This window comes from Mycobacterium sp. E2989 (assembly GCF_001667595.1).
Classification (GTDB): Bacteria; Actinomycetota; Actinomycetes; order Mycobacteriales; family Mycobacteriaceae; genus Mycobacterium.
Window position 1 is genome coordinate 21,380 of sequence record NZ_LZJX01000092.1, and the last position, 25,331, is coordinate 46,710.

At 69.3% G+C, this 25,331-nt stretch carries 27 protein-coding genes; 13 read left to right on the plus strand and 14 right to left on the minus strand.

What is annotated here, in order from left to right:
- Positions 1–173: 173 nt before the first annotated feature.
- A complete protein-coding gene (locus A5680_RS15915) occupies positions 174–1,139 on the plus strand; it encodes a 2-hydroxyacid dehydrogenase (RefSeq protein WP_067820907.1) in 966 nt (321 codons plus the stop codon).
- 79 nt (positions 1,140–1,218) lie between these two features.
- Positions 1,219–2,040: a formate/nitrite transporter family protein gene (locus A5680_RS15920; protein ID WP_067820910.1), complete on the plus strand. Its 822-nt coding sequence runs from the start codon at positions 1,219–1,221 to the stop codon at positions 2,038–2,040.
- Positions 2,041–2,044: 4 nt separating this feature from the next.
- On the opposite strand, the gene A5680_RS15925 is transcribed toward A5680_RS15920, so the two are convergent.
- A complete protein-coding gene (locus A5680_RS15925; RefSeq protein WP_067820913.1) occupies positions 2,045–2,977 on the minus strand; it encodes an LLM class F420-dependent oxidoreductase in 933 nt (310 codons plus the stop codon).
- Between the two features lie 117 nt (positions 2,978–3,094).
- Between A5680_RS15925 and A5680_RS15930 the strand changes: the two genes are divergently transcribed.
- Positions 3,095–3,532 (plus strand): ATP-binding protein, encoded by a 438-nt coding sequence (locus A5680_RS15930; RefSeq protein ID WP_067820916.1) that lies wholly within the window; start codon positions 3,095–3,097, stop codon positions 3,530–3,532.
- A 7-nt stretch (positions 3,533–3,539) separates the two neighbouring features.
- Here the strand turns inward: A5680_RS15930 and A5680_RS15935 are convergent, their stop codons facing one another.
- The 5 genes from A5680_RS15935 to A5680_RS15955 form a co-directional block, all read right to left on the minus strand.
- Positions 3,540–4,898, minus strand: a complete 1,359-nt coding sequence (locus tag A5680_RS15935; protein WP_067820918.1) for a wax ester/triacylglycerol synthase family O-acyltransferase — start codon at positions 4,896–4,898, stop codon at positions 3,540–3,542.
- Positions 4,899–4,972: 74 nt separating this feature from the next.
- On the minus strand, positions 4,973–6,970 hold the full coding sequence (locus tag A5680_RS15940) for a 4-alpha-glucanotransferase (RefSeq protein ID WP_067820921.1): 1,998 nt from the start codon (positions 6,968–6,970) through the stop codon (positions 4,973–4,975).
- Between the two features lie 125 nt (positions 6,971–7,095).
- Entirely contained in the window at positions 7,096–7,731 is a 636-nt protein-coding gene (gene phoU / locus A5680_RS15945; RefSeq protein WP_067820924.1) for a phosphate signaling complex protein PhoU, read from the minus strand.
- Positions 7,732–7,771: 40 nt separating this feature from the next.
- Positions 7,772–9,100 carry an MFS transporter gene (locus A5680_RS15950; RefSeq protein WP_067820971.1) on the minus strand — a complete coding sequence of 443 codons (1,329 nt, stop codon included), beginning with the start codon at positions 9,098–9,100 and terminating at the stop codon, positions 7,772–7,774.
- Between the two features lie 176 nt (positions 9,101–9,276).
- Complete coding sequence (locus A5680_RS15955; protein ID WP_055399607.1) at positions 9,277–9,864, minus strand: hemerythrin domain-containing protein; 588 nt, start codon at positions 9,862–9,864, stop codon at positions 9,277–9,279.
- 186 nt (positions 9,865–10,050) lie between these two features.
- Between A5680_RS15955 and A5680_RS15960 the strand changes: the two genes are divergently transcribed.
- The 3 genes from A5680_RS15960 (at position 10,051) to A5680_RS15970 (ending at position 12,012) form a co-directional block, all read left to right on the plus strand.
- Entirely contained in the window at positions 10,051–10,935 is an 885-nt protein-coding gene (locus tag A5680_RS15960; protein ID WP_067820927.1) for a cyclopropane mycolic acid synthase family methyltransferase, read from the plus strand.
- A 141-nt stretch (positions 10,936–11,076) separates the two neighbouring features.
- Positions 11,077–11,586 carry a hypothetical protein gene (locus A5680_RS15965; protein ID WP_067820930.1) on the plus strand — a complete coding sequence of 170 codons (510 nt, stop codon included), beginning with the start codon at positions 11,077–11,079 and terminating at the stop codon, positions 11,584–11,586.
- 72 nt (positions 11,587–11,658) lie between these two features.
- On the plus strand, positions 11,659–12,012 hold the full coding sequence (locus A5680_RS15970) for a VOC family protein (RefSeq protein WP_067820933.1): 354 nt from the start codon (positions 11,659–11,661) through the stop codon (positions 12,010–12,012).
- A gap of 3 nt (positions 12,013–12,015) precedes the next feature.
- Here the strand turns inward: A5680_RS15970 and A5680_RS15975 are convergent, their stop codons facing one another.
- The gene (locus A5680_RS15975) at positions 12,016–12,282 is read right to left on the minus strand and encodes a YdeI/OmpD-associated family protein (protein ID WP_055399613.1); all 267 of its coding nucleotides are present in this window, start codon (positions 12,280–12,282) and stop codon (positions 12,016–12,018) included.
- A 37-nt stretch (positions 12,283–12,319) separates the two neighbouring features.
- Entirely contained in the window at positions 12,320–13,210 is an 891-nt protein-coding gene (locus A5680_RS15980; protein WP_067820936.1) for a hypothetical protein, read from the minus strand.
- A 62-nt stretch (positions 13,211–13,272) separates the two neighbouring features.
- On the opposite strand from A5680_RS15980, the gene A5680_RS15985 reads away from it, so the two are divergent.
- Positions 13,273–13,992 (plus strand): CoA pyrophosphatase, encoded by a 720-nt coding sequence (locus tag A5680_RS15985; RefSeq protein ID WP_067820939.1) that lies wholly within the window; start codon positions 13,273–13,275, stop codon positions 13,990–13,992.
- Positions 13,993–14,019: 27 nt separating this feature from the next.
- On the opposite strand, the gene A5680_RS15990 is transcribed toward A5680_RS15985, so the two are convergent.
- Positions 14,020–14,589, minus strand: a complete 570-nt coding sequence (locus A5680_RS15990; RefSeq protein ID WP_067820942.1) for a PadR family transcriptional regulator — start codon at positions 14,587–14,589, stop codon at positions 14,020–14,022.
- Between the two features lie 116 nt (positions 14,590–14,705).
- Here A5680_RS15990 and A5680_RS15995 point away from each other — a divergent pair, with 116 nt between their 5' ends.
- On the plus strand, positions 14,706–15,128 hold the full coding sequence (locus A5680_RS15995; protein ID WP_067820945.1) for a nuclear transport factor 2 family protein: 423 nt from the start codon (positions 14,706–14,708) through the stop codon (positions 15,126–15,128).
- 8 nt (positions 15,129–15,136) lie between these two features.
- The gene (locus tag A5680_RS16000; protein WP_067820948.1) at positions 15,137–16,174 is read left to right on the plus strand and encodes an LLM class F420-dependent oxidoreductase; all 1,038 of its coding nucleotides are present in this window, start codon (positions 15,137–15,139) and stop codon (positions 16,172–16,174) included.
- A gap of 107 nt (positions 16,175–16,281) precedes the next feature.
- On the opposite strand, the gene A5680_RS16005 is transcribed toward A5680_RS16000, so the two are convergent.
- Positions 16,282–17,469, minus strand: a complete 1,188-nt coding sequence (locus A5680_RS16005) for an MFS transporter (RefSeq protein WP_067820951.1) — start codon at positions 17,467–17,469, stop codon at positions 16,282–16,284.
- A gap of 227 nt (positions 17,470–17,696) precedes the next feature.
- On the opposite strand from A5680_RS16005, the gene A5680_RS16010 reads away from it, so the two are divergent.
- Entirely contained in the window at positions 17,697–17,975 is a 279-nt protein-coding gene (locus A5680_RS16010; RefSeq protein WP_055399627.1) for a hypothetical protein, read from the plus strand.
- Positions 17,976–18,066: 91 nt separating this feature from the next.
- Here the strand turns inward: A5680_RS16010 and A5680_RS16015 are convergent, their stop codons facing one another.
- Genes A5680_RS16015 through A5680_RS16030 form a run of 4 tightly spaced genes read right to left on the minus strand, consistent with a single transcriptional unit; the run spans position 18,067 to position 22,146 of the window.
- Positions 18,067–19,014, minus strand: a complete 948-nt coding sequence (locus A5680_RS16015; protein ID WP_067820954.1) for an FAD-binding oxidoreductase — start codon at positions 19,012–19,014, stop codon at positions 18,067–18,069.
- 21 nt (positions 19,015–19,035) lie between these two features.
- Positions 19,036–20,253: a GNAT family N-acetyltransferase gene (locus tag A5680_RS16020; protein WP_067820957.1), complete on the minus strand. Its 1,218-nt coding sequence runs from the start codon at positions 20,251–20,253 to the stop codon at positions 19,036–19,038.
- Positions 20,254–20,304: 51 nt separating this feature from the next.
- Positions 20,305–21,516 carry an acyl-CoA dehydrogenase family protein gene (locus A5680_RS16025; protein WP_055399633.1) on the minus strand — a complete coding sequence of 404 codons (1,212 nt, stop codon included), beginning with the start codon at positions 21,514–21,516 and terminating at the stop codon, positions 20,305–20,307.
- A 27-nt stretch (positions 21,517–21,543) separates the two neighbouring features.
- Positions 21,544–22,146, minus strand: a complete 603-nt coding sequence (locus A5680_RS16030; protein ID WP_156349414.1) for a TetR/AcrR family transcriptional regulator — start codon at positions 22,144–22,146, stop codon at positions 21,544–21,546.
- Between the two features lie 234 nt (positions 22,147–22,380).
- On the opposite strand from A5680_RS16030, the gene A5680_RS16035 reads away from it, so the two are divergent.
- The 3 genes from A5680_RS16035 to A5680_RS16045 form a co-directional block, all read left to right on the plus strand.
- Entirely contained in the window at positions 22,381–23,709 is a 1,329-nt protein-coding gene (locus tag A5680_RS16035; RefSeq protein ID WP_067820974.1) for a HAMP domain-containing sensor histidine kinase, read from the plus strand.
- Positions 23,710–24,038: 329 nt separating this feature from the next.
- On the plus strand, positions 24,039–24,350 hold the full coding sequence (locus A5680_RS16040) for a PE domain-containing protein (protein ID WP_055399676.1): 312 nt from the start codon (positions 24,039–24,041) through the stop codon (positions 24,348–24,350).
- Between the two features lie 15 nt (positions 24,351–24,365).
- A partial coding sequence (locus tag A5680_RS16045) for a PPE family protein (protein WP_067820960.1) occupies positions 24,366–25,331 on the plus strand: 966 nt, incomplete at its 3' end.

Here is a 25,331-nt window from a genome sequence, read left to right on the forward strand (position 1 = left end):
GCTTCCCGGCCGGACGGGAAAAGGTTTGGGACGGTGCCGTCTTCGCGCCTCTCGGCAAGTGGTCGCTCGCGGCGACGGTTCTCAAGGTGGTACCCGGGGGAATGCCCGACACCGTCGCGTGTCATAACGGCGCCCGCCGCTGAAATATTTCCCCGACGCTTGATGATGGACGGGTGACGACGAAAAAGATCAGCAGCGCCGTGCGGCTCGGCAAGTTCGAGCTGACATTCGACGCCGAGCTGGCCGCACGCTACGAGATTCCGAAGCTGCCCGACGGTCCCGGGCGGGCCGACTTTCTGGCCGAGCGCGGGGCCGAGTTTCGTGTCGTGGTGACTTCGGGGCCGCCCGGCGTCGACGCCGAAACCATCGCGGCGCTGCCGAACCTGGAGGTGATCGTCAACAACGGCGCCGGGGTGGATTTGATCGACCTGCCGGCGGCGCAGCGCCGCGGCATCGGCGTCAGCAACACGCCCGACGTGCTTTCGGACACCGTCGCCGACACCGCCCTGGGCCTGATCCTGATGACCCTGCGCCGGTTTGGCGCCGCCGACCGCTACGTGCGGGCGGGCAGATGGGTCCGCGACGGCCCCTTCCCCTACGCCCGCGACGTCAGCGGCCTGCAGGTCGGGATCTTGGGTCTGGGCCGCATCGGATCGGCGATCGCAACCAGGCTCCTCGGATTCGACTGTGCGATCGCCTATCACAACCGCCATCGCATCGAGGGCTCACCGTTTCGCTACGCCGCATCGCCGCTGGAACTGGCCGAGTCGGTCGACATTCTCGTCGTGGCCACCACGGGTGACCCGCACACTCGCCACCTGGTGGACCGCGGCGTCCTCGAGGCGTTGGGTCCAGAGGGTTACCTCGTCAACATCGCGCGCGGCAGCGTGGTCGACCAGGAGGCGCTGGTGGAGTTGCTGGTCGGCGGGGGCCTGGCCGGAGCGGGGCTGGACGTCTTCGCCGACGAACCACACGTCCCGGCCGAGCTGCTGGACCTGGACAACGTCGTGTTGTTCCCGCATATCGGCAGCGCCACCGCGCGCACGCGCCGGGCGATGGCGTTGCTGGCCATCCGCAACCTGGAGCATTACCTGCAAACCGGGGAGCTGGTGACGCCGGTGCTTCGGCCGCGGCGCTGAATCCCCGAGCGGCCGGCACCTGTCAGATGTCTCACACGGATGGTCGAGCATCCGAATAACGGGTATCAGGCCATCCACCATGAGCGACACGACCCAACGCGAGCTCGGCCAAACCGACAGCCCGATCGAGGACGAGCTCGAGGACGCCTTCAGCAGGATGCTGAGCGAGGGCACTCAGCGGCTGCACCGCACCTGGCGCGGCGTCCTGGTCACCGGCTTCTTCGGCGGCACCGAGGTGGGGATCGGCGTGCTCGCCTATCTGTCGGTGCTGGCCGCCACCCACCGGCCGCTGCTGGCCGGGCTGGCGTTTTCCATCGGCTTCCTGGCCCTGCTGCTGGGCCGCAGCGAACTGTTCACCGAGGGCTTCATCATCCCGGTGGTGACCGTGGCCGCCAAGCGGGCGAATTTCTGGCAGCTGGCCAAGCTGTGGGGCGGCACCATGTTCGCCAACCTGGTCGGCGGTTGGGTCATCATGTGGCTGATCATGACCGGCTTCCCGGAACTGCACGCGCAGACCATCGAATCCGGGACTCACTTCGCCACCGCCCCGCTGTCCGGGCAGAGCATGGCGCTGGCGATCCTCGGCGGCATGGTCATCACGCTGATGACCCGGATGCAGCACGGCACCGATTCGGTGCCCGCCAAGATCGCGGCGGCCGTCGCCGCGGCCTTCCTGCTCGCGGGGCTGCGGTTGTTCCACTCGATCCTGGACTCGTTGCTGATCTTCGGCGCGCTGGTCACCGGGGATGCGCCGTTCGGTTACCTGACCTGGCTGGGGTGGTTCGGTTACACCGTGTTGGGCAACATGATCGGTGGGTTGCTGTTCGTGACGCTGCTGCGGCTGCTGCGCAGCAAGGACCGGCTCGAGGAAGAACGCGCCGAAGCGCAGTCCGTGGAGTAGCGCGTCAAAGCAGTTGCGGCATAACCTCGCTCGCGAGCAACTCCAGGTGCGCGAGATCGGTCAGGTCCAGCAGCTGGGTGTACACGCGCCGCACGCCGATTTCTCGCCAGGCGCCCAGCTTGTCGACGATCTCGGCGGGCGTGCCGACCAGCGGGCTGTTCGAACGCAGCTCGTCGAGGTCGCGCCCGATCGCCGCGGCGCGGCGGGCCACTTCGGTGTCGTCGCGCCCGGCGCAGAGCACGAACGCGCTGGAGTACGTCATCGAGTCGTCGGATCGGCCGGCCGCGGCGACCGCTTGTGCCACGCGCTGATACTGCTTCTCGGCCACGTCGATCGGCGCGAACGGAATGTTGAATTCGGCCGCGTAACTCGCCGCCAAGTGCGGGGTTCGCTTGGCGCCGAGGCCGCCGATGACGATCGGTGGATGCGGGGTCTGCACCGGCTTGGGCAGCGCCGGTGAACCGATGATGGTGTAGTGCTTGCCGGCGTAATCGAAGGTGTCACCCGGCTGCGTCGTCCACAGCCCGGTGACGATGGCCAGCTGTTCGGTGAGGCGATCGAACCGCTCACGCAGCGGCGGAAAGGGAATGCCGTACGCCAGGTGCTCTTGTTCGAACCAGCCGCTGCCCAGGCCGAATTCGACGCGGCCGCCACTCATCTCGTCGACCTGGGCCACCGCGATCGCCAGCGGGCCGGGGTGCCGAAATGTTGCCGAGGTCACCAGGGTGCCCAGCCGGATGCTCGACGTCTCCCGGGCGATCGCCCCGAGCGTCACCCAGGAATCGGTGGGGCCCGGCAGGCCGTCGCCGCTCATCGCCAGGTAGTGGTCGGACCGGAAGAACGCCGCAAAACCCAGCTGCTCGGCGGTCTGGGCAACGGCGACCTGTTCGGCGTAACCGGCGCCCTGCTGTGGCTCGATGAATGCGCGGAATTCCATGCCGATCCTTCGTATCTCGTTGTTATGCAGCCTGATTGAAGAACCTTTACCCGCCTGTGGCCAAAGCGAGACGCCGAACGGGTTAGCAGCCCCAGCGCAATTGGGTATGCACTGAGCATGGCCTCACTCCCTCCACCCATCGTTGTCACTCCCGCGCGATTGACCTGCACCGGCGCCGCCGACGCGGTCACCGCGGCGCAATTGCGCCGCGCCCTGCGCCGGTGGCTTCAGGAGGCGACCCTGGCTCCGGCGGAGATTCGCGACGACATCATTCTGGGCGTCAACGAGGCGTTGGCCAACTGCGTCGAGCACGCGTACCGCGCTCACAGCGCGGCCGGCACCATGAAATTGCAGGCGAGCCACGACGCCGCCACCCAATCGGTCAGCGTGTGCGTCAGCGACCGCGGATCGTGGCACCCCCCGTCGCCGCGGCGGCTCAGCGATCCGCGGCGGTCCCGCGGCATCATGTTGATGCACGCGCTCGCCGACCACTGCACCATCACGGCTCGCCCCAGCGGCACGACCGTGTGCCTGGACTACACCACCAGGCCCTAGCCGCCGCTCACACGCCGACGGCGCGTTCCAGGTCCTTGAGTGAGGTCTCGAGGTGGCCCAGCAGCCGCTGCAGGTGCGGGACGCTGCGGCGGCAGCCGACCAGGCCGAAGTCGAGGTTGTCGGCGTTGTTGGTCACCGTGATGTTGACCGCCTGACCGTCCAGCGGGATGGACAACGGGTAGTTGCCGTCCAACCGCGCGCCACGCCAGTACAGCGGCTCGGAGGGACCGGCCGAGACGTTGGAGATGACGATGTTGAACGGCGGTGACGCCGCGGACAGGTAGCCGGGGATCAGCCCGAAGAACAGGCCGCCGATGTTGAACGCCGACAGGGCCAGCTGCTGCACCGGCGGGAGTTGCTGGAAGACCTCTTTGGTGTCGCGGATCGACGTGCTGACGATCTCGAGCCGCTTCGCCGGGTCGTCCAGGTCCGTCGCCAGGTTGCACAGGAAGGTGCCGACCAGGTTGCCGCCGCGGTCGTCGTCGGCCTTGCGGAGATTGACCGGCACCATCGCGGTCAGCGGGGAGTCGGGCAGGGCGCCCTGCTCGAGGAGGTAGGCCCGCAGGGCCCCGGAGCACATGGCGAGCACGACGTCGTTGACCGTCACCCCGGCCGCCGACTTCACCGCTTTGATCCGGTCCAGCGACCAGGACTGCGCCGCCACCCGGCGGGCACCGCCGATGCGGACGTTGAACATGCTCCGCGGGGCCTGGAACGGCAGCGTCAGTTGCTGTTCGATCAGCGCCGCCCGCGTCAGTTTCAGCGTGCACGGCGCCAGCGCGAGCGCCGACCCCGCGGTGCGGCCCACCCGATCCAGCAGTGACGGACGCTTGTGGTCCCCGCCGCGGTTGCGCGGCCCGAGGCTCCACGGGACGCGCACCTCGTCGTCGTCGGGGTCGGGCGTGAAGGCGCGTTGCACCAGCCGCATCGCGGACACGCCGTCCATCAGTGAGTGGTGGTACTTCGTGTAAACGGCGTACCGGCCATCCTGTAGGCCCTCCACCAGGTGTGCCTCCCACATCGGCCGGTGCCGATCGAGCAGGCTGCCGTGCAGCCGGGAAACCAGCTCCAACAGGTCGCGGACCCGGCCGGGCTCGGGCAGGGCTGAGCGGCGCAGGTGGTAATCGAGCTCGACGTCTTTGTCGAGCGACCACGCGAGGTTGGTGAGGCCGCCGAAGAAGGCCGGGTGCTTGCGGAACGTCGGTTGTACGTCGGTGCACTCGAGCATGGCCTGATAGGACTCGCGGACGAAGTGGGGCCCGGCGTCCTTCGGCGGCTCGAAGAGTTGCAGCGATCCCACATGCATCGGGTGTTCGCGGGATTCGCCGATGAGGAACAGCGCATCCGTGGGCGATATCGGTTCCATGGTCAACCCCATTCCTTTCGCTGCGCCGGCGACGCGGCACGCACCCATCTCCTAGTAGCCGAAGTGCGCCCTCGCTAATCAGCCGTGGACGACTCGCGGAAGACCGCGGTGATCTCGGCGACCCTCGGGTCGGCGCGCAGCTCCTCGAGCGTTTCCGGCAGCGGCAGCCGCCAGTTCGGGTACTCGTCGACCGTGCCCGGCAGGTTGGGCTGGCGGGGCTCGGCCAGCACGTCGTACGGCGAGATCAGCTTCAGCCGGCTCGGGGTGGCGGCCAGGAACCGGTGCATCGCGGTGATGATCGCCGCCTCGTCCGGGTCCGGGCTCGTGAGCAGTCCTTCGGACCGCAGCAGCTCCACCCATTCGGCCCGTTCCTTGTCGGCCACCGACTGCTCGCCCGGCACGTCGTCGAGCAGGCCGAGGTCGGCGCGGGCGCGCACGTGCTCGCCGCGCAGGAAGCCGGCCGCCGTCGGCAGGTCGTGGGTGGACAGGCTGGCGGCCGCCCGCGACGGCCATCGCCGCGGCGCGAGCAGCGGTTCGCCCGCCTGGGATTCGTCGCGGGTGAACCAGGACACCGCGCACCCCAGCATCTCGTTGTCGGCCAGTGCCTGGGTCACCTCCGGTTCGACCGTGCCCAGATCCTCGCCCACCACGGTGGCGGCCCCGGCCCGGTGCGCTTCCAGCGCCAGAACGGCGAGCATGACCTCGGCGTCGTAGTGCACGTAGGTGCCGCGGTCCGGGCCGTCGCCCGGCGGAATCCACCACAGCCGCCACAGCCCGGCGACGTGGTCGATCCGCAGACCGTCGGCGTGGGCCAGCACGGCGCGCAGCATGTCGCGCAGCGCGGCGTAGCCGGTGGCGGCGAGGCGGTCCGGCCGCCACGGCGGCAGTCCCCAATCCTGGCCGCGCGGGGTGAAGTTGTCCGGCGGCGCCCCGATGCTGACCCCGGTGGCGAGCATCTCGGCCAGCGCCCACGCGTCGGCGCCGTTCGCGTCCACGCCCACCGGCAGGTCGTGCAGCACGCCCAGCGCCATGCCCGCCGCCCGGGCGGCGTCGCGCACCGCCGTCAGCTGTTCGTCGCAGCGATGCTGCACCCAGGCATGGAAGGCGACCCTGGGCGCCAGGTCGCGCCGGGCCGCCGTGACCGCCGGCCCGGCGACATCGCGCAGCGGCGCCGGCCACCGGGTCCACCGGCCGCCGTGCCGCTCGGCCAGGGCGCAATAGGTGGCCCAGTCGCGCAGCCCCGTCTCGGCGCCCGGGCCGTCCAACGGGCTGGGTCGGCCCTCGGCGCGCCACAGCAGCTCCAGGGCCGACCGCTTGGCCGCCCACACCAGGTCGTAGTCGATCCGCTCGGTGGTCGCCGAGACCCGTAGCGCATCGACCTCCGCGCGGGTGGCCGGGTCGGCGCGGGAATAGGCATCGAGGTCCTCGATGCGCAGGGCCAGCGGATTTGCGAACCGCCGGCTGGAAGGGGTGTAGGGCGATGGCTGTACGGGATGCGTCGGCCCCGGCGCGTGCAGCGGGTTGAGCAGCAGGGCACCCGCGCCGTGTTCGGTGGCGGTCCAGCTCAGGAACTCGCGCAGGTCGCCCAGGTCGCCAATGCCCCAGGACCGGCCCGAGCGCAACGCGTAGAGCTGCAGCATCCACCCCCAGGTCGCCGGCGTAGGCGGCACCCGCGGTGGGGCGGCCACCAGGGTGGCCTCCTGGCCGTCGCGCAGCTGAAGCCGATACCAGCCCGCGGGCAGGTCCGCGGGCAGCTCGTCGCGCACCTCGATCCGGTCGCCGTCCTCGCCCATCAACACCGCGGCCCCGGGCAGCCGCCGGGGTCGTCCGCCCACGCGCACGGCCATGGTGGGCGCCAGGGCGCCGGCGCGCTCACGCGCCGCCAGGTTCGCCAACTCTTGGCGCCGGCCGGCCTCGCTGGCGGCATCGACGTCCAGCAGGCCGAGCACGCGGATCACCACGTCGGCGTCGACCTCGACGGGTTCGCGTCGTTCGTTTCGGTAGGAGGTGGCGACGCCGTGTGCCGCGGCCAACCGGCGCAAGTCCTCGGGAACCGCCTTGGGCTTGGCCATCAGCGCGCCGGCCCGGGCAGGACGTGGGCGTTGAAGAGGGGGCGGCGGCAAGGCGGCTTCACCTGGCTTATATACCCACGCCGCGGCTCCTCACACGGAAGCCGTTTGGTTGCAGGCGCTTTCGCCTACTGCCCGGTGGCCTGGAAGATGACCCGCCGGGCGATCTGCACGGCGTGATCGGCGAATCGCTCGTAGAAGCGCCCCAACAGCGTGACGTCCACCGCGGCGGCCACGCCGTGCGGCCAGCCGGGGTCCATCAGCACCGCAAGCAATTGGTGATGCAGTTCGTCCATCGCGTCGTCGTCGCGGCGGATTTGCGCCGCGCCGCCCGGATCCTGGGCCAGCAACACCTCGCGGGCGCCGAAGGCCAGGTGCTCGGCCACGTCGCCCATCTCGGCGATGTGCCGGCGCACGTCGCCGGGCAGCGCGTTGCGCGGATGACGCATGCGGGCGATTTCGGCGACGTGCACCGCCAGCCCGCCCATCCGCTGCGCGTCGGCGGCGATGTGGATCGCGCTCACCACCGCGCGCAGATCCGTGGCCACCGGCGCCTGTAATGCCAGCAGCGCGAACGCGGTCTCCTCGACGTCGTGGTCGACGGCGACGATGTCCGCCTGGCCGGCGATGACGTGTTCCGCCAGCACCAGGTCGGCTTTCAGCAGCGCCTCGGTGGCCAGCGCGATGGCCTCCCCGGCCATCGCGCACATCGCCCCGAGCTGTTGGGTGAGCGTTCCCAACTGGTGGTGAAACGCGGTCCGCATGCCTAAAGAGATTAGGCAGGATCGCGGAAAATAAACGTCGCTAGCTGACGTCGTCGGCCAGCGCGCGCGCCTCCTGCTCGGTTTCCACCGCGGGCCCGGAACCCGGCAGCGGCCTACCGGCGACCTCGGGCGTGAACACCAACGTGACCGCCCCCACCAGGCCACCGAAGATCATCATGTAGGCGGGCGCCATGACGTTGCCGGTGCCCGACACCAACGCCTGGGCGATCAGCGGCGTGGTGCCGCCCACCGCCGATATCGCGATGTTGTAGGAGATGGCCAGCGCGCCGTAGCGCACGCTGGTGGGAAACAGGGCCGGCAGCATCGCGGGTGCGGTGCTGTCGAAGCAGAGCTCCATCAGTCCGATCAGCAGCACCCCGAGGAAGATCACCGGGTAGATGCCGCCGAAGCGCATGAGCAGGAAGGCGGGGATGGAACCCACGATCAACAGTGCGCATCCGGTCCACATGATCGGTTTGACGCCGATGCGGTCGGACAGCGCGGCGACGAGCACCACGGTGACCATCAGGATCGCGAGCGTCACCACGATCATCACGAGTCCCGCGGTGTGGCCGACGCGCACGAACAGCTTGAGGTACGTCGGCAGGTAACCGGTCAGCATGAAGTCCGCGACCTGGGAGGTCAACACCAGAGCCGCGCAGATGATCAGACCCCGCCACTGGTCCAGCACCGTGCGCCGGAATTGCTGCCGCCCGCCGGCCGGCGGCCCCGCGCTCTCGGCCGCGTTCTGGTAGGCGGACGACTCCTTGAGTTGCAGCCGCAGGAACAGCGCGAACAGGCCGAAGGGCGCGCCGAGCAGCAGCGGAATCCGCCAGCCGTAGGCCAGCCAGTCGTCGTCGGGCAGCCAGCTTTGCAGCGCGGTGACCATTCCCCCGGCGAGCACGAATCCGACCAGATTGCCCATCGGCAGGAAGCCCACCATCATGCCGCGCTTGTGGTCCGGGGCCTGCTCGACCAGGTAGGTCATCGCCCCGACAAACTCTCCGCCGGTCGACAGGCCCTGAAAGATGCGGGCGATGGCGAGGAGGATGGGCGCCCAGATTCCGATGGCGCTGTAGCCGGGCAGCAGGCCCGTCACGGTGGTGCTCACCGTCATCATCAGGATGGTGACGACGAGGACGCGGTGCCGTCCGATGCGGTCGCCGAGCGGGCCGAAGATGAAGCCGCCGAGCGGGCGCACCATGAACGCGGCCGCCAGCGTGCCGAAGGTCGCGATCAGATGGACGCCGCTGACGCTCTTACCCGGATAGAACACCTGGGCGATGGTCGTGGCGATGTAGCCGTAGACACCGAAGTCGTACCACTCCATGAAGTTGCCGATCGCGGTGCCCATGATGGTTTGGCGCATGGCCGGGTCGGCGACCCGGATCTCGTTGCGGGCCCATTTCGTTCGGCGCGGTCGCGCGTTCATCGCCCGATTGCGTACCCAGAAGTCTCGCGGGCCGAACACTTCTCACTCCCAACCGGCTGTACGTCGGAACTGACCGGGGGCCGATGGTAGCCACCGGGCCTTGGTCGACCGAATCACTGACCTTTCAGGCTGCCGATGCGAAGCGAAAAGTCCTTCGGCTCGGACCGCTCCTTGGGCGGCGCGGTGGCCTCGACATCCTCGACGTAGCTCTGCGGGTCCCGGTCGATGATGGGCAAGCCCTTGGTGGTGGGATGCTCGGCCATGAACTCGCTGTACTGCCGGCCCAATGCCTCGCGCAGGCCGGCGGGGGCGGCGCGGCGGAAGTCGGACAGCCCCTCGCGCTCCTCCTCACCCATGTGCTCGTCGTTGGCCTCGCGGGTGCGGCCGACCGCCGCCCACCACTGCTCGCTGCCGACCAGGGCGGCGTTGGCGTCGCGCACGCCGTCGCGGATGTCGTTGTGATCCCCGATCGCGTCGAGCGTCTCGCCCTCGGGGTCCTGCGTGCCCCGCTTCAGCAGCTGCGGGTAGAAAATCTTCTCTTCGATGTAGGCGTGCACGTCCAGCTTGTCGGCGAGGGGACGCCACACCCGCGCCAGGGCGGTCTCGTCGACCGGTGTCTGCGCCTGCAAGTAGTCCAGCTTGGCGAACTGTTCGCGGAACCACTCGTGGTCGGCGAGGATCAACATGGTGATGTCGGCCATCGCGGCGCCCCGCCTTTCTCACCCGCTACGGTTCGCGGCCATGGTGTCCCATCGGGGCGGGCCAGTCAACCGGCCGGGCGACGTGGGGAAAGGCTTCGCCAACCGTGTGGATACACTGGGGCGTCAGCATGTCGATCGACCGCGATCGCACGCGAGAAAAAAATCCACCAAAGTCAGAGGTTGTTTGTGCCCGAGAACCGCAGCGAGCCCGTGAGCCTAGAGCCGCATTTCGACGACGTTCAGGCGCACTACGACTTGTCCGACGACTTCTTCGCGTTGTTCCTCGACCCGACGCGGACCTACAGCTGCGCCTACTTCCAGCGCGAGGACATGACCCTCGAGGAGGCACAGCTGGCCAAGGTCGACCTCTCGTTGGGCAAGCTCGGGCTGCAACCGGGCCAGACCCTGCTCGACATCGGCTGCGGCTGGGGAACCACCATCATCCGGGCGCTCGAGCAGTACGACGTCAACGTCGTCGGCCTCACGCTGAGCCGCAACCAGCAGGCGCACGTGCAGCGCCGCCTCGACGAGCACCCCAGCCCGCGCAGCAAGCGGGCGCTGCTGCAGGGCTGGGAGCAGTTCGACGAGAAGGTGGACCGCATCGTGTCCATCGGCGCCTTCGAGCACTTCGGGCGCGACCGCTACCCCGACTTCTTCAAGATGGCCTACGAGGCGCTGCCCGACGACGGTGTGATGATGCTGCACACCATCATTCAGCCCAGCCGCGAGGAGTTCGAAGAGCGCGGGCTGCCCATCACGATGACCAAACTGCGGTTCATGAAATTCATCATGGACGAGATCTTCCCGGGGGGAGACCTGCCCGCGGCCAAGACCGTCGAGGAGCAGGCGACCCGCGCCGGCTTCGGCCTCAAGCTCTACCAGCCGCTGCGCCTGCATTACGCGCGCACGCTGGACACCTGGTCGGCCGCGCTTGAGTCGCGCCGCGACGAGGCCATCGCCATCCAGTCCCAAGAGGTCTACGACCGGTACATGAAGTACCTCACCGGTTGCGCCGACCTGTTCCGCGAGGGCTACACCGACGTCGCGCAGTTCACCCTCACCAAGGGCTGACGACGCCGCCGCCCGCGCGGGCGGCCCGTAACTGACCCGGGGCGGTTTATCAGCTTCGCCCCCGGGGTAAATCCACGAGCAACAACCTGACTCGGTGCGCGCCGGCATTCGTCGGCGCAAAGCCGCAGGGGAGGACTGATCGTGGCTGCCAAACATCGGATGCCCGCGACGCCGGAGCAAAGCCCGGCGGTACGCCGGACCGCGCGCCGCGGGTCGGGTGTCGCGGCGGTGTGCGAAGTCACCTCGGCGTCCATGCTGTGTGCGGCGGCGTGTGCGGCACTGCTGCTCAACGCGCCGCACGGCCAAAAGCGAACCATCGAGGCCAGCCAGGAGCCGCCGGCGGCCTCGCAGACGGTGCGCCAGGAGGGCACGGTGATCGCCGTGTCGCCGGGCTCGGTGACCGCGCGCAGCGCCAACGGGTACACCCAGACCTACCTGGTCACTCCCAACACCGCGCTCATCGGCCATGGCGGGGGCGAACCCGCCGGTGTCGCTTCGCATTTCACGGTCAACGACCACGTCGAGATCGTCGGAACAATTCAGGACGGCACCGCCCTGGCCACCGCGGTGGCCGACCGTGACGCCGGGCGTGGGGACGGGCCGCCCATGGATTACCTTGACGGACAGGTGATTCCGGCCGGCCGGACCTGACTCTCGACCGCTCGCCCACTCCTGGCCGCCCTCGCGGCATAGTCTGTATGCCATCCGGCCAAAGGAGGCACCGTGAGCGAGCACGAAGTGAAGATGATCATCCTGTCGACCGATGACCTCGAAGAGTCGATCCGGTTCTACAGCGAGACCCTGGGAATGGCGCTGAAATTCCGCGATGGAGCGCACTTCGCCGCCCTCGACGGGGGCCCCGTCACGCTCGCCCTCGCGACCCCGGTGGACCATCCCATCCCAGGGCAGGTCGTCGTCGGCATCAAGACCGCCGACGTCGACGCCGCAGCCAAGGCGGTGGAGGCCAGCGGCGGTGGCATCGTCAAGGGTCCGTACGACGACGCACACGAGCGCCGCGCGGTGGTCTACGACAACAAGGGCAACGGGCTGGTGTTCTACAAGCCGCTGGGGCGCTGACAGTTATTTGCCGGTGCGCTCGCGGTGCTTGCAGCCCGGCCAGCAGCAAGGCCGGCGCTTGCCCTCTTCCAACTCCTCCTGCGTCCGGCGGATGCGACGCTGCCGGGTCGCCTCCTGCTTGGCGTCCTCCACCCAGCAGATGAACTCGTTACGGGCCAAGGGCGTGATGTCGTTCCACGCGGCCAGCGCCGTGGCATTGCCGATCAGCGACTCGCGCAGGTCCGCAGGCAGCTTGTGCACCACTCCGCCGGGTATCCGCTGGTTGCTCATGCGGCCAGACTAACGCGCCGGCGCGGGCACGCAGCGGTCAGGAAGCCAAATGCGCACTGTCATCGTGCAATTCGTCGCGGCGCAACCCCATCGGCGTGAGGCCGGGAACGTCGCCGCCCGCCACCACGGCGCGGGTGATCGGTGTGAGCGCACGAAACAGCGTTTCCACCTCCTCGTCGCTGAGCGCGTCGAGCGCCGAGAGGGCCAGCGCATCGGTGGACCGCTCGATGTGGTCTTTCAGTTCCCGGCCGGCGCTCGTCAGCGACCCGTCAGCATCGAGCAATCCCCGATCGGCCAGCCGTTGCTCGTGGTGCCGCCACGCCGGCTCGTCGTAATCGCGGGTGCGCGCGATGTACTCGCGCGGCACCCCGCCCGCCGCGGCGTGCAGCACGTTGGATTCCCGGCCCGAGATGCCGGCGGCGGCCAGCACCGCCACGTGACCGTCGCCGCGTTGCTCGCGCAACAGCGTCGTCGCGTGCCACAGCGCGGCCAGCGGATCGTCGGGCCACGGCAACGCCGAGTTCGCCGCAAACAGCGGACGCCCGTCCAGCGGCGCCAGCCTTGCCGCCTTCCCCGCCAATTCCGCTGCGATGCAGACGCTTTCGGCAGACTCCAGCCCGTAGCGGCGCAGCGCCGCGACGGCCGAGTCCTGCCGGGCGCGCAGCGCCGCGTCCGGGCCGGCGATGTGCCATGCCGCCGGCAGCGCCTTGGCCACCCGCTCCGGGGCGAAGTTGTAGAAGACGGCGGTGACGACCTCGCGCGGCACCATCCCCAGCGGCGCCGAGCGGGCGGCGAAATAGCCCATCCAGAATCCGCGGTAACCCAGGCCGTCCAGGGCCGCCCGCGCCTCCGGCGCGAAGTACGTCACCGCGTGCACCGGTTCGAAGCGGTCGAAGAAGCGCCGGGCCAGTAGGGTTTCCCTCTGCACGGTCGCAGTCAACCACACCGGGGTTCCGCGACGCGGGCGGCTTCGGCCTAGTCTGGAAACTCGTGACCATCCCGTACGACGAGGCGCTGCGTGAGCGGATCGGCGGCCATCTGGCGAGTCATCGCCGTCGCGAGGTCACCGACCCCGCGAAGCGCCACGCGGCGGTGGCGGTGGTGCTGGTGGACTCGACCCCGGGCGAGGACCGGGTGGATCCGGCGCCGGTGGACGAGTGGAACGGCGACCGCGGCATGCCGGCGCACGGCCTCGACGGCCGGATGGTCGGCGTGTCCGGTGGCGCGGCGTTCCTGTTGTGCCGCAGGGCGTCTCGCCTCAGTTCGCATGCGGCGCAGTGGGCGCTGCCCGGCGGTCGCCTCGACCCGGGCGAGACCGCCGTCGACGCGGCGCTGCGGGAATTGCGTGAGGAGGTCGGCATCGCCCTGCCCGCCTCGACCGTGCTTGGGCTGCTGGACGATTACCCGACCCGGTCCGGGTACGTCATCACCCCGGTCGTGATCTGGGGCGGCGGCCGCCTCGATCCCCGCCCGGCGCCCGACGAGGTGGTGGCGGTGTACCGGGTGGGGCTGCATCAATTGCAGCGCGCCGATTCACCGCAGTTCATCACCATCCCCGAGAGCCCGCGCCCGGTGGTGCAAATCCCGTTGGGAAATGACCTGATTCACGCGCCCACCGGCGCCGTGCTGTTGCAACTGCGGTGGTTGTGCCTCGAAGGCCGCCCGGACCCGGTCGACGAGCTGGAGCAACCGGTCTTCGCCTGGAGATAGCGGTCGAGCGCCATGGTCGGCGTCGGCTCACTCGTCGGCCCGCGCGGACAGGCGGTGTTCCATGACGGCCAGCGCGCGGCTGGCCCAGCGAATGTTCTCTTCCTCGAACGCGATTCCGCGCAGCAGCGTCAGATAGGGACCGATGCGCTCGGCCTCGGCCAGGAATTCCTCTTCGTCACGACCGTCGAGCACCCGCGCCCGTAACCGTTCGTAGCGTTGCAGTTTGGCCGTCGCCCATTGCAGGCGCTCGTCAATGAATTCGCGCACGGCGCGGGTGTCCCCGGCGTCGGCGGCTTGGACCTTCACCATGAGTTCGTCGCGGATCGCCGACGGCCTGGGCGCCTTGGCGGTGAACTCACCGATCGCGGCGCGCCCGGCGTCGGTCAGGGAGAAGAGGCGCTTGTTGGGCCGGCGCTCCTGGTGCACCAGCCGCGCCTGGATGAGCCCCTGCTCGGCGAGCCGGTCCAGTTCCCGGTACAGCTGCTGCGGGGTGGCCATCCAATAATTGGCGACCGAGGCGTCGAAGTCCTTGGCCAGGTCGTACCCGGACGATTCGCCCTCGAGCAGGGCGGCCAGTACCGCGTCACGCAGCGACATCCAAAGAATGCTACAACGGCGCGATTATTCAACAAAGTGATTAATCGCACTATGGACATGTCGGGTCCCACCGCATAGCGTCAACGGAACTTCCCAACGAAATGTGAGGTGGGCGGATGCATCCCTTCCGCGAGGCGGTCGAAGAACGTGACGAGCGGGCCATGGTGGCGCTGCTGGCCGACGATGTCGTGTTCACCAGCCCGGTGGCCTTCAAGCCCTACGTGGGCAAGCCGATAACCGCGGCGATCCTGCGCGGCGTGTTGCGAATCTTCGAGGACTTCCGCTACATCCGTGAGATCCACGACGACGGCGGGCGCAACCACGCTTTCGTGTTCGAGACCGGGATCACCGGGGCGCCCGGCGTCAAGATCACCGGTTGCGACTTCCTGCACTTCGACGACGACGGGCTCATCGACGACTTCATGGTGATGGTGCGGCCGCTGTCGGGCGCCAAAGCGCTTTCGGAGGCGATGGGCGCGCAGTTCGACCGGATCCAGCGCGAGGCGCTCGAGCTGGCCGACGAGTCCACCACCGCGTAGGGGGCAAGATGCGAATCGGTTTGGGCATCAACTATGCGGGCGGATTCAAGGACGTGGCCGCCGAAGTGGCCGACCTCGAGCGCGCCGGGCTCGACATCGTCTTTGTCCCCGAGGCGTATTCGTTCGACGCGGTGAGCGCGCTGGGCTACCTGGCCGCCAGCACCGATCGGGTCGAACTGGCTTCCGGGATCCTGCAGCTCTACACCAGAACGCCCACGTTGACCGCGATGACCGCCGCCGGCCTGGACTACGTCTCCGACGGGCGGTTCACCCTGGGGCTGGGCGCATCCGGCCCGCAGGTCATCGAGGGCTTCCACGGAGTGCCTTACGACGCGCCGATCGCCCGGACCCGCGAGGTCATCGACATCTGCCGCCAGGTGTGGCGCCGCGAGACGGTCAAACACCAGGGCCGGTACTACACGATCCCGCTGCCGGCGGGGCAGGGCACCGGCCTGGGCAAACCGCTGAAGCTGATCAATCAGCCCGTCCGGGAACGCATTCCGATACTGATCGCGGCGCTGGGACCGAAAAATGTGGAGCTGGCGGCCGAGGTCGCCGAGGGGTGGCAGCCAATCTTCTATCTGCCCGAGAAGGCGCAGGAGGTGTGGGGAGAGGCGTTGGCCGCCGGCCGCGCCAAGCGGGATCCCGGCCTGGGTAAGCTGGACATCTTCGCCGGCCCGGTGCTGGCGATCGGCGAAAACGCGGAATTGCTAAGGGAATTCGTCAAGCCGCACTTGGCCCTCTACATCGGCGGGATGGGGGCCAAGGGCAAAAATTTCTATCACATGCTGGCCACCAAGTACGGCTACGGCCCGCAGGCCGACCGGATCCAAGAGCTCTACCTGGCGGGTGACAAGGAGGGCGCCGCCAAAGTGGTGCCCGACGATCTGGTGCGCGACGTGAACCTGATCGGGAGCCGCGCGTTCGTCAAGGATCGCCTTGCCGCCTTCCGGGAAGCCGGGGTTACCACCCTGAACGTCTCGCCCATCGCGTCAACGCCCGGCGAGCGGATCAAGCTGATCGAGACCCTACGCGAATTGGCGTAAGCCTCAACGCCTTACGCATCCGCCGGGGAGCGATGTAGCGCGGGAACACGCCAGCAACGCGGCCAACGTGATCGAAAGCCGTACGGCCAGAGCGACGAACGGCAACGTCAGCCCTTTCGGTGGGCGTGGCGTCGAAGGCGCACCGCCCGAGTGGCGGCGGCCAACAACGCCAACGCCGCCATCACCGCGAGAATGGTCGTCGAAACCGCCGATCCGACCGTCGCCAAGATGAGCGGCAGGCCGAAGCCGATGTAGGTCACCACGTAGAACGCGCCGACGAGCGCGCCGCGCAAGTGTTTCGGCGCCGCGGACTCCAGGTCGATCAAGCCCTCACGCAGACAGAGGCCGGACGCGCACCCGAGCACCAGGAACAGCAAAAGGCCCAACGCCAGCGACATTGTCGGCGGGGCCAGCGCCGTGACCGCGTAGCCCAGGGCGGCCAGCAGGGCGCCGACCGTGCCGGCCCGCGGCCCCCAGCGGCGCGCGCGGGCGAGCACTTGGATAAGTCCGCTGACCCCGTTGACGAGCAACGTGGCGGTGCCGATCGCCATCGGGGCGGCCAACCCCGTGTGGACGCGGCCGGGGATCGCGACGAAACCAAGGGTCGCCGACGCGAACACCCATGGCGCCAGCGGCATCGCCCAACTCAACGCCCGCGCGGCTCCCTGCCCCGGGTTCGTCGACGGCTGCTGCACCTGCGTGGTTGGCGGCGCGGCGGTGCGCGCGCCCCGCGCGGCAAGAACTGCGAAGGCCATCGCGGCCACGCCGATCGCGGCCGCGATCACGAACGACAAGAGGATGCCGGCCGGGCCGGCCTTGACGATCAACCCCCCGGCGAACGGGCCGATCGCAAAACCGCCCATCAACACCGCCCCGGCCATGGCGGCCCCGGCCGGACCCTTCAGATCGGAGGCCCAGGCGGTGCAGGAACTCATGGCCAGGCCGACGCCGAACCCGACGACCAGGCGTCCGACGAGCAAAACGTCGTACTGCTGAGAGCACAGCATCGCCACGGTGCCGGCCACGGCGGTCGCCGCACCCGCCAGCGCCACCGGCCGCCGCCCGAACGCGTCCGACGCGCGCCCGCCGACGAGCAGACCCGGCACCAATCCCACCGCGTAGACGCCGAAGATCGCATCAAGCGTGGCCGGGCTGAGGCGTTGCCGAACGCTGAGCAAGGGCATCAATGCGACGAAGTGGTTGGCGACCCACCCCACGGATAACAGCAGCACCAACACGGCCGCGAACACGCCGCGGTCGGAATTTTGGGTACCAGCCTTGCCCAGTGTCGCCACCGACGGCCGCGGAGTTGACCCGTTGGCTAGGGACACTGGACGTTTCCTCCCCGTCTGGCTTGGCGCGACAAACCCTAAACGACGATGCGGACGAGGCAGTTATTCCCCATCGCGTGCGGTTTGCACGCGGCGCAAACGCGGGAACCGGCGGGCAAATCTCGTGCGGGGGTTTCAAATCGGTCGATTTGGTGTACTGATACCACTACTCGACTCCAGGGAGGCAAACCATGAAGCAAATCGCGGCCGCGGCGTTCGCGATGGCTGTGCTGCTGTCCAGCGCGTGTTCGGCCTCACAGGTCATCAACACCGGTGGCGACACCAAGTGCAAGGACTTCACGACGCAGGACGAGAAGAAGCAGAACGACGAGGTCAGCAAGATGCTGAAGGACAAGAACGGCACCGACCCGGCCAACGCCGAGATCTCGGCCACCCGGCTCTCGGCCTTGACGTACTGCCAGACGTTGGGCAAGCCGGACACCAAGATTTCCGAGGCGCCGCACGGCTGACCGTGGCCGCCGGCCCGCACCGAAGCGATTGCGCGCCAAGGCTTTACTGATCGGCAAGATCAGCGCCGCATCGAGTGATCCTGCGCCGCAACTAGTTCAACGCCAACTCGGCCGGCGTCTCATCGCTGAGCACCGCCCGCGCGAGCAGCTCACCCAACAGCGGGCCGAACTTCATCAGGTTGGCGCCGACGAACGCGAGAACGCGACCGCGCCGCGCCACCGTCCAGCCGTCGCCGCCCGCGTCCAGCCAAGGCGCTCGAACGGTCACGCAGTCCACCCGCTCCACCGGGGTAAGCGTGGGGAACAACGCGCGGACCGTCGCGGGATCCGGTGCTTGCTGCCCGAAGGCCCAGCGGCCCGTGCTGCCGAGCGGCAGCCCGTAGCCCTCGGGCGCCGACAGGCACGCCGCCCCCGTCGCGTCGGCGCCCGCGTAGGTGAACCGGGTGTGCGGCGCAAACTCGACGCCTAGCGGGCCGAAGAGCGCGGGGGTTTGCACACCGGCGCAGATCAGCACGCGATCGCCCCGCAGCACGGTGCCGTCGGCGAGCGTGGTCGCGCCGTCGTCGGCGACCGACACGACCTCGTCGCGGCGCACCCCGACCCGCAGCGCCAACGCGGACAGCGCCCGGCGGATGCGCAGGCTGCCCCCGAGGGGGTCCAGCACGCCTGACTCCCAGGGCGGGGCGGCGAACGGAATGCGCGCCGCGATATCGGCCCGGTCCAGCCAGCGGAACGTCGCCCCGGCCTGCGTCATCGCCGCCGCGGTCTCCTCGCGGGCGCCGGCGGCGATGAATCCCTCCGAACCCAGCAGCCGGCCCGCGGCGAGTTCGGTCTCCCAGCGCTGCCAGCCGGCGCGGGCCCGCAAGGCGAGGCGGCACAGCGCAGGGCGTCGGTGTGCGGTCCGGAAGATGCGGGCCAGCCCGGTGGATTGCTCGCCGAACGGGCGCCCGCGCTCCAGCACGATCGCGGGCTTCCCGCGCCGCGCCAGCTCGTAGGCGGCGGCCAGCCCACACACCCCCGCGCCGACGATGACGATCACGCGACCCGCATACCCGCGCGGCTAGAAGAAGAACCCGGCGTGGGGAGCCTGCGGCACCGCGAACAGGCGGTCGGCCGCGGCGATCGCGGCCGGGTCGTCGGCGCGGACCAGGCCCGCGACGGCGAGGTCGCGCCAGGTGGTGCCGCCGAGTAGGACCGCACCCAGCCCCTCGGCGTCGACCCGCAACTGCGCGGGCCGTTCGGTCGGCCCGGCGCCGTCCGGCGTGATCACGAAGCTGCACGAATTACCCTGCAGCTGAGGGTCGTTCACCGCGATGGTGACCGCGTCGTCGCCGACGTAGCTACGCGCCGCCAGCGCCCGCGGCGCGTCGACGACGCGCAGCCACGTCTCGTCGTGCACCGCGGTGACCCGCGCCGCCCGCCGATCGGCCAGCAGCCCGGGCAGCGGGTCGTCCAACGGCAGCATCCAAAAGATTACGCGGTCAATGAGATCGAGCCCGAGCAGAAACCGAAGCAGACCGAGGTAGGCCTCGGCGGTGGGGGCGAAGAAGTCCTCCACCGCGATGGTGCGCTGGTCGCTGACGAACCACCTGTCGGTGTCGACGGGTCGGTAGCGGGCGAACCCGGATTCGGATCCCGGCGCGCCGTGCACCGCGACATACGAAGGCTGCGGCGACATTTCGGTGCGTAGCCGCAGACTCTGCCACCACGCGTCGGGCCGGTCGATGGTGCCCGGGCGTGCCGGACGGTTCTGGGCGTAGATCCGGGGCAGCAGCTCCCAGGCTTCCGCCGGGTCGACCAACCGCACCGGGCCACCGGCCCCGACGTCGCGGCGCAGCGTCGCCCGCGCGGTGTGCACCTCCACCGTCTGCGACGAGCTGGCGACGCCATAGCCGTATCGGCCGTAGATCGTCGCCTCCGATGCCCGCAGCGAGGCGACCACCTCACCGCGGGCGGTGATGTCGCTCAGCTGATGACGGATCAGCTCGGTGGCGATGCCGCGCCGGGTGAACGACGGCAGCACCCCGATGTGCGTGACGGCGGCGTGCCCCACCACCGCCCCGCCGGGCAGCGTCATGCGGCTCGTGACGGCGTCGGCGGTGCCCACCAGCTGGCCGCCCACGAATGCGCCGACGGTGCGGCCGGGTTCGAGCAGCTCGGTGATCCGGCCGGCCGGCAGCTCCGGCAGCGGCGGGAAGCCGATCATGGCGACCCGAAACACGTTGGCCGCGGCGAGCAGGTCCGCTTCGCTGTCGAGGACCCGGATCTCGGTGGTCATCCGGCCATCATGGCTGGTGCCCGCCGCGGCACGGGCCTCGGGATGCGGCCGCTACCGAATCTGCAAGCCGGTCAGCGCGCGCGAGATGACCAGGCGCTGGATCTCGCTGGTGCCCTCGAAGATGGTGAAGATCTTGGCGTCCCGGTGCATCCGCTCGACGGGATAGTCGCGGGTGTAGCCGTTGCCGCCGAGGATCTGGATCGCCTCGTCGGTGACGTAGACGGCCGTCTCGCTGGCCACCAGTTTGGCCATCGACCCCTCCGCGGCGTCGAACTGCTGGTTGTTGCGCGCCATCCAGCCGGCCCGCCACACCAACAAGCGGGCGGCGTCGATACGGCTCTTCATGTCCGCCAACTTGAATGCCACCGCCTGGAATTCACCGATCTTGCGGCCGAATTGCTCACGCTGGCAGGCATAGTCGAGGGCGTACTCGTAGGCGGCCCGGGCCACGCCGACGGCCATGGCCCCGACCGTGGGACGGGTGCGCTCGAAGGTCTTCATCGCCGCCTGGCTGCGCGCGGAGGCACCCGACTTGACGCGGGCGATGCGCGCCTCGAACTTCTCCCGCCCACCGAGGATGTGGTCCTCGGGCAGGCGGACGTTGTCCAGCACCACCTCGGCGGTGTGGGAGGCCCGGATGCCGTGCTTCTTGAACTTCTGGCCCTGGGCCAGCCCGTTGACACCGGCCGGGACGACGAACGTCGCCTGCCCGCGGGTGCCGAGCTCGGGGTAGACCGACGCCACCACGATGTGCACGTTCGCGATGCCGCCGTTGGTAGCCCACGTCTTGGTGCCGTTGAGCACCCACTCGCCGGTGGCCTCGTCGTAGCGCGCCCGGGTGCGGATCGCGCCGACGTCGGAGCCGGCGTCGGGCTCGGACGAGCAGAACGCACCCAGCTTCGGCTCATCGGCGGTGCCGAACATCTCGGGCAGCCAGCGACCCAGCTGTTCGGGAGTTCCGTTGCCCGCCAACGCCGCCGCGGCCAAGCCGGTGCCCATGATGGACAGCGCGATGCCCGCGTCACCCCAGAACATCTCCTCGAACGCGGTGAGCATGCCGAGCCCCGTCGGCTCGGCCGCCTGCTGGGCGAAGAAGTCGGGGGAGTACAGGCCCACCTTCGCGGCCTCCTGGATCACCGGCCAGGGCGTCTCCTCCCGCTCGTCCCATTCCGAGGCTGCGGGGCGGATGACGTCGGCGGCGAACTTGTGCACCCAGTCGCGCACCTCGATCACGTCGTCGGTCAGTTGTAGGGAAAAAGTCACGGCTTCACTCCTGAATGGTTGTTGTGCTCAACGGGTTCCGTATTGCGAGAGGACGCTGACCGTCTGGTTGACCCACGCCTCGAAGTAGCGGTCTTCGTCGATGTTGCCCGGCAGCCGGCCCGTCAGCGCCTGCAGCGTCGCGGCGTAGGACAACGACCCGATCGCGACGGCCGCGGCCGCCTCGGGATCGGGGATGGCCGTGCGGCCCGAGCGGTTGGACGCCGCCAACTCGTCGGCGAAACGCTGATAGGCGTTGTCGGTGATCACCTGCCACGTCTTCTCGTCGAGGTCGCCGAGCTCGTCGGGTTCGCGCAGCATCACCTTGAGCAGATCTTCGCTTTCCTTGAAGTTGCTCCAGATCAATTGGCCGGCGGTGCGGACCGCCTGCTCGACGCTGCCCGGCTGCCCGGCGTCGTACTGCTCGCGCGCCGCCACGATGCTGTCGATCCGGTGCGCGACGGCGGCCTCGAGCAGCTCGCGCTTGGAGCCGAAGTGCTTGTACAGCGCTCCCGACCCGGGGGCCAGGCCGGATGCCCGCTGGATGTCGGCGACCGACGTCGCCGCGTACCCCTTGGCGGCGAAGAGCTTCAGCGCCTCGGCAAGCAGCCGGTCGCGTCCTGAGGCGAGCATGGTGAGAGAGTACTCACTCACCGAGTTCGGAGGCAAATGTCGCAGGTCGCGGGGCGGCCGGGCACGAGCCGAACGATTGGCGCTACATTCTCTGCGAAACGCCACGACGCCTGAAGGCGGCGAACCGTTATCGGTGTGAGGGTTGTGATCAGCCGTCGACACCGTCGCCGGCCCGGCGCCGCGAGCGGCACGAAGGAGCGTGACATCCGCGTGTTACCGCACGTAAAGCTGCCGATGCGGGTGTTGTCGCTGCGCACCATCGTCGTCGTCGCGGCGCTGTCGGTGATCACCCTCGTCGTGCTCTTGGGCACCTGGGTGTGGGTCGGTGTCACCAACGATCAGTACAGCCAGCTGGACCGCCGGCTCGACTCGGTCAGCAGCCTGGGCGACATCAACACGTTGCTCAACAACGTGGAGCACGCCAGCCCCGACCAGCCCATGCCCGACGGCAACCTGGTCCGCACCGCGCGCATCGGCGACGTGACCGTCTCGGTGCCCAGCAACATCGTGCTGCCCAAGCTGCCCAACGGATACGCGAACACCACCATCAACGGGGTGCAATACCGCGTCCGCACCTTCTCCGCCGGCCCCGCGTCGATCGCGCTGGCCGCGCCGCTGGCCGAAGCCCAGCACCGCATCAACGAGCTGCATCTGCGGGTGCTGTTGATCTGCGCCAGCGTCATCGGCGGCACGGTGGTCGTCGGCTGGGTGATCTCGTTGATCATGGTGAACCCGTTCCTGCTGCTGGCGCAGCAGGCCCGCGCCATCAACGCCCAGTCCAGTCCCGACGAGGTTCAGGTGCGCGGGGTGCGCGAGGCCGTGGAGATCGCCGAGGCCGTCGAGGGCATGCTCGCGCGCATCGGCAACGAACAGCAGCGCACCAAAGCCGCGCTCGAGTCGGCCCGTGATTTCGCGGCCGTCGCCTCCCACGAGTTGCGCACCCCGTTGACGGCGATGCGCACCAACCTGGAGGTGCTCTCCACGCTGGACCTGCCGCGCGAGCAGCGGGACGAGGTCATCGGCGACGTCATCCGCACCCAGAGCCGCATCGAGGCGACGCTGACGGCGCTGGAGCGGCTGGCGCAGGGTGAGCTCACCACCGTCGACGATTTCGTCCCGTTCGACATCACTGAACTTCTCGACCGCGCGGCGCACGATGCGCTGCGGGTCTATCCGGATGTGGACGTGTCGCTGGTGCCGTCGCCCACGGTGCTGATGGTCGGGCTGCCCACCGGGTTGCGGCTGGTGATCGACAACGCCATCGCCAACGCGGTCAAGCACGGCAACGCGGGGAAGATTCTGCTCACCGTCAGCAGCTCCAGCGAGGGCGTCCAGATCGCGATCGACGACGACGGAACGGGCGTCCCGGAGTCGGAGCGCGCCTCGGTCTTCGAGCGCTTCGCCCGGGGGTCGACGGCATCGCGGTCGGGATCCGGCCTGGGCCTGGCGCTGGTCGCCCAGCAGGCCGAGCTGCACGGTGGCACGGCGGCGTTGCAGACCAGCCCGCTTGGGGGCACGCGGCTGCTGCTGAACCTGGCCGGCGATGGGCGCGGCCCCTTGTAGCCTCGGGCGCTATTGCGGCCGCGAAATTGCGGCGGTCGGCCGAATTCGGCTAATACCGCCAACAATGGGCGGATTGCCGATTACTGCCACGCATTTGCATGACCGAGCCGGATCGACGGTTCGGGCCGGTGCCTACGTGGCCCCTGTGCCTGCAGTGACATACGAGATTGTTTGACGGATGACTGATAGCGGGAATACCGGCGGTCAGATCAACCGCGGAATTTTCGGACTCCGGCCTCGGAGAAAGCGAGTGAATACACGAACGGTCGAACCGCACTAGACTGATGCGCCAAGCCCGTCTTATGACGTTGAGCAATCGGAGGGAAATCATGACTATGTCGATGCAGCCAGAGGCGGTTCTGGCATCGGCAGGCGCGGAGTCGGCCATCAGCGCCGAAACCGAGGCGGCGGCTTCGGCGGCGGCGCCGGCGTTGCTCGGTGCGCTGCCGATGGGCAGTGACCCCGACTCGGCGATGTTCGCGGCGGCCCTGAACGCCTGTGGCGCCAGCTATCTGGGTGTGGTGTCCGAGCACGCCGCGCAGCGCGGCCTGTTCGCCGGGGCACAGGGCCTGGCTTCGGCGACCGTCGTCTCGACGGAGGCCGCCCGCATGGCCGCGCTCGCGGCCGGCGGAATGCTCTAAAAGGGGGAAGTACGCATGGCCGATCCGGGGTGGGCCGCGCGTACGCCTGAGGAGAACGATCTGCTGCTGAAGGGCGGCGTCGGGGTGGGCACGCACCTCGCCAATCAGGCCGCCTGGATGGCTCTGGCAGCCACCCACCACGCCTCAGGTGTCGCGTCGGCGATCAACACTGCGACGACGTCCGCATCTTGGCTGGGCGCCGGGTCGGTGGCTTCGGTCGCAAACGTCACGATGCTCAACACCGCGCTACACGGGCTGGCCGGCTGGGTCGACGTGAAGCCGCCCACCGTCGCCACCGCGGTCTCCGCGTATCAGATGGCGTACGGCTCCATGCGTCCCGCGCCCGAGTGCATCGCCAACCGTGACGAATGGGGCGTCGACAACTGCATCAACCCCCTCGTGCTCGGGGCGCTGACCCCGCGCATCGTCTCGCTCGACGTCCAGTACTTCGGGGTGATGTGGCCCAACAACTCCGCCGTCGGCGCGAGCTACGGTGCCATCCTCACCTCGCTGACCCAGAGCCTCGCGATCGCCCCGCCCGTCGCGACCATGGGCGCGTCGCCGGCGGCGCCGGCGCAGGCGGCCTCGGCCGTCGCCGAGTCGGCCGCCCAGGTCGGCGCCGGCGACGGCATGCGCTCCGCATTGCAGGGCGCGCAGCAGGGCACCTCGAGCGCCGGTCAGGCGGCGTCGGGCGGCCAGGACTTCATGAGCCAGGCCGGCTCGTTCATGGAGCCGTTGCAGTCGGTGATGCAAGCGCCGATGCAGATGATGCAGGCGCCGATGCAGATGATGCAGGCGCCGATGCAGATGATGCAGCCGCTGCAATCGATGATGGGCATGTTCGCCAACCCGGGCGCCATGGCCGGCGCGGCACCCGGGGTGTCGGCGGTGTCGGCGACGGAGATGTCGGCCGTCAGCGCGTCCGGGGGCGGCGGGGGCGCGGCGATGGGCGCCGGGGGTATGCCCGCGACCAGCTTCACC

Bases quoted from the DNA above. Each gene is read 5' to 3' on its own strand.
- A5680_RS15995 (WP_067820945.1), top strand. From the start codon at position 14,706: ATGCATCCCTTCCGCGAGGCGGTCGAAGAACGTGACGAGCGGGCCATG.
- A5680_RS16000 (WP_067820948.1), top strand. From the start codon at position 15,137: ATGCGAATCGGTTTGGGCATCAACTATGCGGGCGGATTCAAGGACGTG.
- A5680_RS15935 (WP_067820918.1), bottom strand. From the start codon at position 4,898: ATGGAACCGATATCGCCCACGGATGCGCTGTTCCTCATCGGCGAATCC.
- A5680_RS16040 (WP_055399676.1), top strand. From the start codon at position 24,039: ATGACTATGTCGATGCAGCCAGAGGCGGTTCTGGCATCGGCAGGCGCG.
- A5680_RS15975 (WP_055399613.1), bottom strand. From the start codon at position 12,282: ATGAGCAACCAGCGGATACCCGGCGGAGTGGTGCACAAGCTGCCTGCG.
- A5680_RS15930 (WP_067820916.1), top strand. From the start codon at position 3,095: ATGGCCTCACTCCCTCCACCCATCGTTGTCACTCCCGCGCGATTGACC.
- A5680_RS15940 (WP_067820921.1), bottom strand. From the start codon at position 6,970: ATGGCCAAGCCCAAGGCGGTTCCCGAGGACTTGCGCCGGTTGGCCGCG.
- A5680_RS16030 (WP_156349414.1), bottom strand. From the start codon at position 22,146: ATGCTCGCCTCAGGACGCGACCGGCTGCTTGCCGAGGCGCTGAAGCTC.
- A5680_RS16010 (WP_055399627.1), top strand. From the start codon at position 17,697: ATGAAGCAAATCGCGGCCGCGGCGTTCGCGATGGCTGTGCTGCTGTCC.
- A5680_RS15955 (WP_055399607.1), bottom strand. From the start codon at position 9,864: ATGGCCGACATCACCATGTTGATCCTCGCCGACCACGAGTGGTTCCGC.
- A5680_RS15950 (WP_067820971.1), bottom strand. From the start codon at position 9,100: ATGCGCCAAACCATCATGGGCACCGCGATCGGCAACTTCATGGAGTGG.
- A5680_RS15920 (WP_067820910.1), top strand. From the start codon at position 1,219: ATGAGCGACACGACCCAACGCGAGCTCGGCCAAACCGACAGCCCGATC.
- phoU (WP_067820924.1), bottom strand. From the start codon at position 7,731: ATGCGGACCGCGTTTCACCACCAGTTGGGAACGCTCACCCAACAGCTC.
- A5680_RS15925 (WP_067820913.1), bottom strand. From the start codon at position 2,977: ATGGAATTCCGCGCATTCATCGAGCCACAGCAGGGCGCCGGTTACGCC.
- A5680_RS16020 (WP_067820957.1), bottom strand. From the start codon at position 20,253: ATGACCACCGAGATCCGGGTCCTCGACAGCGAAGCGGACCTGCTCGCC.
- A5680_RS16035 (WP_067820974.1), top strand. From the start codon at position 22,381: ATGCGGGTGTTGTCGCTGCGCACCATCGTCGTCGTCGCGGCGCTGTCG.
- A5680_RS15990 (WP_067820942.1), bottom strand. From the start codon at position 14,589: ATGTCGCTGCGTGACGCGGTACTGGCCGCCCTGCTCGAGGGCGAATCG.